Annotated in this window: 6 protein-coding genes; 3 read left to right on the top strand and 3 right to left on the bottom strand. The window is 69.1% G+C overall.

Features of this window, described 5'->3' with window-relative positions; genetic code table 11:
- On the bottom strand, positions 1-1415 hold a 1415-nt coding region (locus ACNPM4_RS00935; protein ID WP_448984388.1), incomplete at its 3' end, for an ATP-binding cassette domain-containing protein.
- A 109-nt stretch (positions 1416-1524) separates the two neighbouring features.
- Here ACNPM4_RS00935 and ACNPM4_RS00930 point away from each other — a divergent pair.
- Entirely contained in the window at positions 1525-2586 is a 1062-nt protein-coding gene (locus ACNPM4_RS00930) for an enoyl-CoA hydratase/isomerase family protein (protein ID WP_448984387.1), read from the top strand.
- Positions 2587-2608: 22 nt separating this feature from the next.
- Here ACNPM4_RS00930 and ACNPM4_RS00925 read toward each other — a convergent pair whose 3' ends face one another.
- The gene (locus ACNPM4_RS00925; RefSeq protein ID WP_262002100.1) at positions 2609-3007 is read right to left on the bottom strand and encodes a GntR family transcriptional regulator; all 399 of its coding nucleotides are present in this window, start codon (positions 3005-3007) and stop codon (positions 2609-2611) included.
- Entirely contained in the window at positions 3004-4053 is a 1050-nt protein-coding gene (locus ACNPM4_RS00920) for a hypothetical protein (protein WP_448984386.1), read from the bottom strand. Before ACNPM4_RS00920 ends, ACNPM4_RS00925 begins: the two co-directional genes overlap by 4 nt.
- Before the next feature lie 268 nt (positions 4054-4321).
- Between ACNPM4_RS00920 and ACNPM4_RS00915 the strand changes: the two genes are divergently transcribed.
- Together ACNPM4_RS00915 and ACNPM4_RS00910 are read left to right on the top strand one after the other, a co-directional pair.
- On the top strand, positions 4322-6049 hold the full coding sequence (locus tag ACNPM4_RS00915; protein WP_029261224.1) for an ABC transporter ATP-binding protein: 1728 nt from the start codon (positions 4322-4324) through the stop codon (positions 6047-6049).
- Positions 6046-8310 (top strand): ABC transporter ATP-binding protein, encoded by a 2265-nt coding sequence (locus ACNPM4_RS00910; protein ID WP_029261223.1) that lies wholly within the window; start codon positions 6046-6048, stop codon positions 8308-8310. Before ACNPM4_RS00915 ends, ACNPM4_RS00910 begins: the two co-directional genes overlap by 4 nt.
- The last annotated feature ends 48 nt before the right edge of the window (positions 8311-8358 follow it).

Raw genomic sequence — 8358 nt, 5'->3', positions numbered from 1 at the left:
GCCTCGGCGGGGGACGTCGGTGCGGCGGCCGCGACCGGAGCCGCCGCCCCGAACAGGATCTCGTCGAAGGACCGTGCCGGGGGCTCGGTGGTCTCGGATTCGGATTCGGACTCGGACTCGTCGCCGGTCGCCTCGTCGCCGGTTGCCTCGTCCGCGGTGGCCTCGTCCGCACTCGCTCCGTCGGCGGGAGCCTCTTCGGCGGGAGCTTCTTCGGAGAAGGCGGAATCGTCGGTGGGAGGCTCGTCGCCGGCCTCTTCCTCGGAGTCGCCGTCGGCGCGGGCGGTGCCCACCGCGGCGAGATCGTCTGCCACGGCCTCATCGGCGGGAGCGGCGGCGGCTTCGGCCGCCCATGCTGCCGCTGCGGCGACGGGGATCGCGACCACGGACTCGTTCGGCGCGAGGGTGGCGTCGGCGGCCAGAGCCTCGGCGGCCACGGGCGGCACGATCGGTGCCGGTGCCGGTGCCGGTGCCGGTTCCGGTGCCGGTGCCTGTGCCTGGGCCGGGTAGGCGGGCGGCGCGTGCCTACCGCCGCGCATCAGGTCGATGAAGACGTCTTCCAGCGTCGGTCCGCGCTGCACGAGCGTGCTCAGCGCGATGCCTGCGTCGGCGGCCACTGCGCCGACCGTGCCGGCGTCGCCGCCGCGGACGGTCAGGCCCGATCGCAGCACCTCGATGTCGAATCCGGCTGCGGAGAGCGCAGCGCTGAGCGCATCGCGGTCGGCGGCGTCGACGATGACGGAGCCGCCCTTCGGGTCGGCCAGGGTCTCGATGCCACTGGCCAGGACCAGCTCGCCCTTCGACAGCACGAGCACGTTGTCGGCGACCTGCTCCACCTCGCTGAGGACGTGCGACGACACGAGCACCGTGCGCCCTTCGTCCGCGAGGCGGCGCATCAGCAGACGCATCCAGCGGATGCCTTCCGGATCCAGCCCGTTGGCCGGCTCGTCGAAGACCAGGGCGCCCGGGTCGCCGAGAAGCGCGTGCGCGACGCTGAGCCGCTGGCGCATGCCGAGCGAGAAACCGCCGATCCGCGAGTCGCCCTCGCCGTCGAGCCCGACCAGCGAGAGGACCTCACCCACGCGCGCCAGCGGCACACCGTTCGCCTTCGCGGCGATCGTCAGCTGTCGCTCGGCGGTGCGGCGCGGGCGGTAGGCGGTCTCTTCCAGCACGGCACCAATCGTGCGCAGCGGCTGGCGGAGTTCGCCGTAGGCCGTGCCGCCGATCGTCGCGGTTCCGGATGTGGCGCGCACCTGACCGAGCAGGATGCGCAGCGTGGTGGTCTTGCCGGCTCCGTTGGGGCCGAGGAAGGCGGTGACGGCTCCCGGCTCGACGCGCGCGGAGAAGTCCGAGACGGCGGTCACCTCATTGAAGCGCTTCGTCACGTGCGTGAACTCCAGCACCTGTCCTTCGGGCATCGTGACCTCTCGTCGCGTTGAACAGTTCCTCCCTATCCTGCCGGAAAAGCCTGTCGGATCCCGCATTTCGCGCGGAATACCGCCCTTCGGGAGAGGTAGCCTGGCACGCGTGACCGATTCTCAGGCTGCCTCCCGTGTCCTCGCCCGCACCGAAGGGGCACTCGGGCGGCTCACCCTCAACCGTCCGGAGGCGATCAACGCCCTCGACGCGGAGATGATCGGGATCCTCACCGAAACCCTCACCGCATGGCGCGACGACACCGATGTGCAGATCGTGCTGATCGACGGCGCGGGGGAGCGCGGCATGTGCGCCGGTGGCGACGTGCGCGCGCTGCACGGGCAGATCGTGGCAGGGCAGGCCGAACGGACCGCGGAGTTCTTCCGCGCCGAGTACGCCCTGAACGCGATGATCGCCGAGTACCCGAAGCCGGTCGTCGCCTACGCGGACGGCATCACCATGGGCGGCGGCATCGGGCTCGCCGGCCACGCCGCCATCCGCATCGTCACGGAGCGGTCGAAGCTCGCGATGCCCGAGACCCGCATCGGCTTCACGCCCGACGTCGGCGGCACCTGGCTTCTCGGACGGGCGCCTGGGCGTTTCGGCGAGTACTTCGGACTCACCGGATCGACGATGAACGGTGCGGATGCCGTGTACCTCGGCTTCGCCGACCACTTCGTGCCGTCGGAGCGGCTGGAGGCGCTGAGCGAAGCGCTCGCCTTCCGCGCGGACCCGACCGGGACCAGCGAGATCGTGCTGCTCTTCGACGAGACGCCCGAGCCCACGCAGCTTCCGGCATCGCGGGAGTGGATCGACGAGGCCTTCTCCGCGCCGACCGTGACCGAGATCGTCGATCGACTGCGCGCGCAGGAGCACACGGATGCCGCCGCCACGGCCGAACTGCTGGAGGGGCTCGCGCCGACCGGGCTCACCGTGACCCTCGACGCCGTGCGCGAGGCGAGGGAGATGCCGGGTCTGCGCGCGGCGCTCGAGGGTGAGTACCGACGGGTGCTGTGGTTCGTGAACGAGCATCCTGACCTCGTCGAGGGCATCAGGGCACAGCTGGTCGACAAGGACCGCAACCCGAAGTGGGATCCGCCGACACTGGCGGAGCTCGCCCCGGATGCCGGTGCCCCCGCACGGGACTACGTGCCGCAGCCCGCCCTGTTCTGAGGTCGCGTCGCGGGATCCGGCCCTACGCGCCCTCGCCGGCCGCGGACGGATCCGGGGTGCGCGTCTGCCAGATCGTCCGGAGCACGTCGACCACGTCATCCGGATCGGCATCGACGGATGCGGCCTCCTCGACCAGTTCGCGGATGCGTCGGATCACGGATGCCGGAAGCACACCCGCCGTCTCCGCCACCCGCGTGCCCGCTGCGGTGCGCGAGATCACGAGCCCCTCGCTCTCGAGCATCTTGTATGCGCGTGCGGCCGTGCCGGGAGCCACGCCCAGATCGCTCGCGGTCTGGCGCACCGTCGGCAGCCGTTCGCCGGCGCCGAGCTGTCCCGACACGATCAGGCCGCGCAGCTGTCGGTAGATGTCGAGAGCTGGATTCGCCTCATCGGCTGGCGACAGCTTCGGGCTCGGGCTCACTGTGCGGCCCTCGATTCGGCGGCCTGCTCCGCGGGGGCGGCGGGACCTGTGCCGTGCGCCAGCTGTGCGGTCACGAGGAACAGGAGCACGAACGCGGTGATCTCGAGCGCCGGAGCCACCCAACCGCCGATGGCGGCGAGCTCGCCGTATCGCCAGAACACGTCGTAGGAGTCGCTGCCGCTGTCGCCCTGGATCGTGAGCCCGGCGACCGATCCCGCCTCGGCGATGAACCGGAGTGCGCCCGCCAGAGCGAGCAGGGCCGCGGATGCCGCGAGCCGGCTGATCCCGCTCGCGATGTCGCGGCGCTCCCGCTGCTCGGCGACGACCGTCTCCGGACGGAGGAACGCGCGGGCAGAGTTGGCCTGCAGTGCCGCGACGACGACTGCCACGAGGGCGGCGGTGCAGATCAGGACGGGCACGCCGTACGCCCATCCGTAGAACCAGGGGCGGATCGGGTCGATGGTCTCGTTGGGGACGTCGATCTCGAGGTAGACGTACGGGCCGCCGTTGAGGTTCGACGACGCGAGCCCGGCGAGCAGCGTGGTCGTCGCGAGGGCGAGAAGGGCGAGGGCGGTGCCCACCGACCCCACGCGGGAGCTGAAGGTCCGCCAGGTCCGGCGCGCGGAGACGACGGGTCGCTCGGGAGGGGTGCTGCCTCGTGTCGCGATCATCGCCAGCAGGATGGCCACGCCGACGGATGCCGTGAAGACGGGTGTCGCGTATCGCCACCAGCCGACGACGCCGTTGAGGCTCACGCCGAACATCCCCAGGACGTACCCCGTGATCAGGTTCTCGGCGATGAAGATCACGATCACGACGATCGCCGCGATGCCGAGGGCGCGGTGCTCCGGCGTATGGCGGGCGGACATCGCGGTGGATGCCGAGGGCGTGAGCCGGACGCGACCGCGTCGTCGCGCAGCCCCTCGGGGCGAGACGGCGATCCCCACCGCGATGATCGCCGCGAGGATCAGGGAGACCAGCGGCAACGACAGGAGGCCGCCGAGCGGCTGGATCGGGTCGAGCAGGGATGCGATGTGCGGAAGCATGGGAGGTCCGTTCTCGGTTGTGTCATATGTCTATCACAAGTTGTGTCAACGAGTAAACACAAGGGATGCTCCGTCCGGGTCGTTCGTTTTTTCGCCCGCGTGCAGAAACGGAATGATCCCCGGGTGGAGGGGTTCGCTGTCAGCGAAGGTCAGCCTCGAGGGGGATACGAATGTCCACGGTTCGTGGCACTCTGTCTTGTGGCCGGTTGTCGGTCGGCATCCGTCTGCCGAGAAACCCGCCGTTTCATCCTTCCTAGAAAGTCCGCCTGTGCTGGGAAAAATCCTCTTCCGCTATCTCTCTCGATACCGGTGGCTGCTGCTCGGCGTGCTGGTGTTCCAGCTCGCCAGCGCCGCGGCGACCCTCTACCTCCCGCGCCTCAACGCCGACATCATCGACAAGGGCGTCGCCCAGGGTGACACCGCCTACATCTGGGGCACGGGTCTGTTCATGCTCGCGGTGTCGCTGGGGCAGATCATCGCCTCGGTCACGGCGACCTTCTTCGCCGCGCGCGCCGCGATGGGCGCCGGCCGCGACATCCGCGCCGACGTCTTCGGCAAGGTCAGCGGCTTCTCCGAGCGCGAAGTGTCGCAGTTCGGCGCCGGCTCGCTCATCACGCGAAACACCAACGACGTGCAGCAGGTGCAGATGCTCGCGATGATGGGCGCCACCATGCTCGTCACCGCCCCGCTGCTCGCGATCGGCGGCATCTTCTTCGCCATCCAGACCAACGTCGGCCTCAGCTGGCTGATCGCCGTCTCGGTGCCCGCGCTGCTGATCCTGGCCGCGCTCGTGATCGGGCGCATGGTGCCGCTGTTCCGCAGCTACCAGGGCAAGCTCGACAACGTCAACCGCATCATGCGCGAGCAGCTCACCGGTGTGCGCGTCGTGCGCGCCTTCGTGCGCGAGCGCATCGAAGAGGAGCGGTTCCGCGGAGCCAACACCGACATCATGGTGGTCGGCCGCAAGGTCGGCTCGCTCTTCGTGCTGCTGTTCCCGCTGTTCATGCTCATCCTGAACGTGACCGTGGTCTCGGTCATCTGGTTCGGCGGCATCGAGGTCAACAACGGCACGGTGCAGGTCGGCACGCTGTTCGCCTTCATGCAGTACATCGGCCAGATCATGGGCGGCGTCATCATGGCGAGCTTCATGGCGATGATGATCCCGCGCGCCGCGGTCTCGGCCGAGCGCATCGGCGAGGTGCTCGACTCGGAGTCCACGCTGGTCCGCCCCGAGAACGGCGTCACCGAGTTCCCGGTTCCCGGAGCCGTCGCGCTCGACGATGTGGAGTTCACCTACCCCGGTGCCGACTCCCCGGTGCTGCGCGGCATCAGCTTCGCGGCCGAGCCCGGAGAGACGGTCGCGATCGTCGGATCCACCGGTTCCGGCAAGACGACGCTCATCTCGCTCATCCCGCGGCTCTTCGACGTCTCGGGCGGATCCGTGCACGTCGGCGGCACGGATGTGCGCGAGGCCGATGTCGAGTCGCTGTGGGACAGCATCGGCCTCGTGCCGCAGCGTCCGTTCCTCTTCACCGGCACCGTCGCGTCGAACCTGCGCTACGGACGCGAGGAGGCGACCGACGAGGAGCTCTGGCACGCGCTCGACATCGCGCAGGGACGCGACTTCGTCGAGGAGATGCCCGACGGGCTCGACTCGCGCATCGCCCAGGGCGGCACGAACGTCTCCGGCGGTCAGCGTCAGCGTCTCGCGATCGCGCGTGCGATCGTGCACCAGCCGAAGATCCTCGTGTTCGACGACTCGTTCTCGGCGCTCGACCTCACCACGGACGCCCGGCTGCGCCAGGCGCTGTGGCGGGAACTCCCGCACGTGACGAAGATCGTCGTCGCGCAGCGCGTCTCCACGATCACGGACGCCGACCGCATCGTCGTCCTCGACGGCGGCACCATGGTCGGCGTCGGCACGCATGAGCAGCTGCTCGAGACGAACGACACCTACCGAGAGATCGTCGAGTCGCAGCTGGGGGTGGACGCATGAGCGAACTGAACGAAGAACAGGGCAAGGCCAAGCGCGGCCGCGGCCGCGGCAAGGCGACGACGGCCGTGGCCGAGGTCGAGCTGTCGGCCGAAGAGCAGTACGAGGCCGAGCTCGCCGAGCAGGCTCGTCAGAACTCCGGCGACTGGGACAGCGTCGCGCCGGGCAAGGCCGACAACTTCGGTCCGAGCTTCGCGCGCATGATCGGGCTGCTGAAGCCCTCCGCGATCTGGTTCGTCTTCGTGTCGATCCTCGGCGCCATCGGCGTCGTACTCACGGTCGCGGCGCCCAAGGTGCTCGCCGAGGCGACGAACCTCGTCTACAAGGGATTCATCTCCATCCAGCTCGGGCAGCCGAACGGCGACTTCCCCGGTTTCCCCGCGGGCACACCGCAGGACGTCGTGATCGATGCGCTGCGTGGTTCCGGTCAGGATGACTTCGCGAACCAGGTCGGGGCGCTGGGCGACTTCACGGTCGGCCAGGGCGTCGACTTCGAGGCGCTGCGTCTGGTGATCGCCGCGGTGCTCGCGATCTACGTGGCTGCGGCATTCCTCACCTGGATCCAGGGTTACGTCATCAACGTGATCATGGTGCGCACCATGTGGCGCCTGCGCGAGTCCGTCGAGGCGAAGATCAACCGTCTGCCGCTGGCGTACTTCGACAAGGTGCAGCGCGGTGAACTGATCTCGCGCGTCACGAACGACATCGACAACATCACGCAGACGATGCAGCAGTCGCTCTCCGGTGCACTCACCTCGGTGCTCACCGTGATCGGCGTGCTCGTCATGATGTTCTCGATCTCGTGGCAGCTCGCGCTCGTCGCACTCATCACACTGCCTCTCATGGGCGTGATCTTCGGCATCATCGGACCGCGTTCGCAGAAGGCCTTCGGCACGCAGTGGCGCAAGGTCGGTCGACTGAACGCCCGTGTCGAGGAGGCATTCTCCGGCCACGCACTGGTGAAGGTCTTCGGACGCGAGAAGGATGCGCTCGACAAGTTCCAGGTCGAGAACGAAGAGCTGTTCCAGGCGAGCTTCAAGGCGCAGTTCCTCTCCGGCATCATCATGCCGGCGATGATGTTCGTCGGAAACCTCAGCTATGTGGGCATCGCGGTGCTCGGCGGTCTGATGGTCGCGAACGGACAGCTGCGTCTCGGCGACGTGCAGGCGTTCATCCAGTACTCGCAGCAGTTCACGCAGCCGCTGTCCGAGCTGGGTGGCATGGCTGCGGTGGTCCAGTCGGGCACGGCATCCGCCGAGCGGGTGTTCGAGCTGCTCGACGCCGACGAGCAGGAGGCGGACGACGCCGATGCTCCCGAGCTCGTGGAGGGCAAGGGTGTCATCGAGTTCGAGAACGTCGCGTTCTCGTACACGCCCGACCGCCCGCTCATCCGGGACCTGTCGTTCCGGGTGGAGCCGGGGCAGACGGTCGCGATCGTCGGCCCGACGGGTGCCGGCAAGACGACGTTGGTCAACCTGATCATGCGCTTCTACGAGCTCAGCGGCGGACGCATCACGCTCGACGGCCAGGACATCGCCGAGGCGACCCGCGACGAACTGCGCTCACGCACCGGCATGGTGCTGCAGGACCCGTGGCTGTTCGCCGGCAGCATCCGCGAGAACATCCGATACGGTCGCTCCACGGCGACCGACGAAGAGGTTCTCGCCGCCGCCAAGGCGACCTACGTCGACCGCTTCGTGCACGCCCTCCCCGAGGGCTACGACACGGTGCTCGACGAGGATGCCGCGAACGTCTCGGCGGGCGAGCGTCAGCTCATCACGATCGCCAGGGCATTCGTCGCGCAGCCGTCGATCCTCATCCTCGATGAGGCCACGTCGGCGGTCGACACCCGCACCGAGCTGCTGCTGCAGCACGCGATGGCCGCGCTCCGCGAGGGGCGCACGTCGTTCGTGATCGCGCACCGTCTGTCGACCATCCGCGACGCCGACCTCATCCTCGTGATGGAGCACGGCGACATCGTGGAGAAGGGCACGCACGACGAGCTCATCGCCGCGCAGGGCGCCTACTGGCGTCTGTACCAGTCGCAGTTCGAGCAGGCGGCGACCGACATCGACGCCGAAGACGCTCTCACCGGATCGACGCCCGTCGTCGTCACCGGAGAGGCCGGCGACGACGAGAGCGCGAAGGAAGAAGCCGCCGCCGTGGCCGGAGCCTCGGTCGGGGCCCAGGCGCCCGCCGCCGAGGTCGCCGCTGCGCAGGGGCTGCTCGAGGACGGGGCCGACGGCTCCGCCCCTCGCGGCTGATCCGCGTCCGGCGCAGCGACGCTCATAGAACAGCGCCCCAACCCCCCC

This window comes from Microbacterium umsixpiens, from assembly GCF_053543675.1.
The sequence above is the reverse complement of the archived record's forward strand: the minus strand, read 5'-3'. Positions and strand labels throughout refer to the sequence as shown.

What these genes read in the sequence shown, in the direction of transcription:
- ACNPM4_RS00920 (WP_448984386.1), bottom strand. Translation starts at nt 4,053, where the DNA reads ATGCTTCCGCACATCGCATCCCTGCTCGACCCGATCCAGCCGCTCGGC.
- ACNPM4_RS00910 (WP_029261223.1), top strand. Translation starts at nt 6,046, where the DNA reads ATGAGCGAACTGAACGAAGAACAGGGCAAGGCCAAGCGCGGCCGCGGC.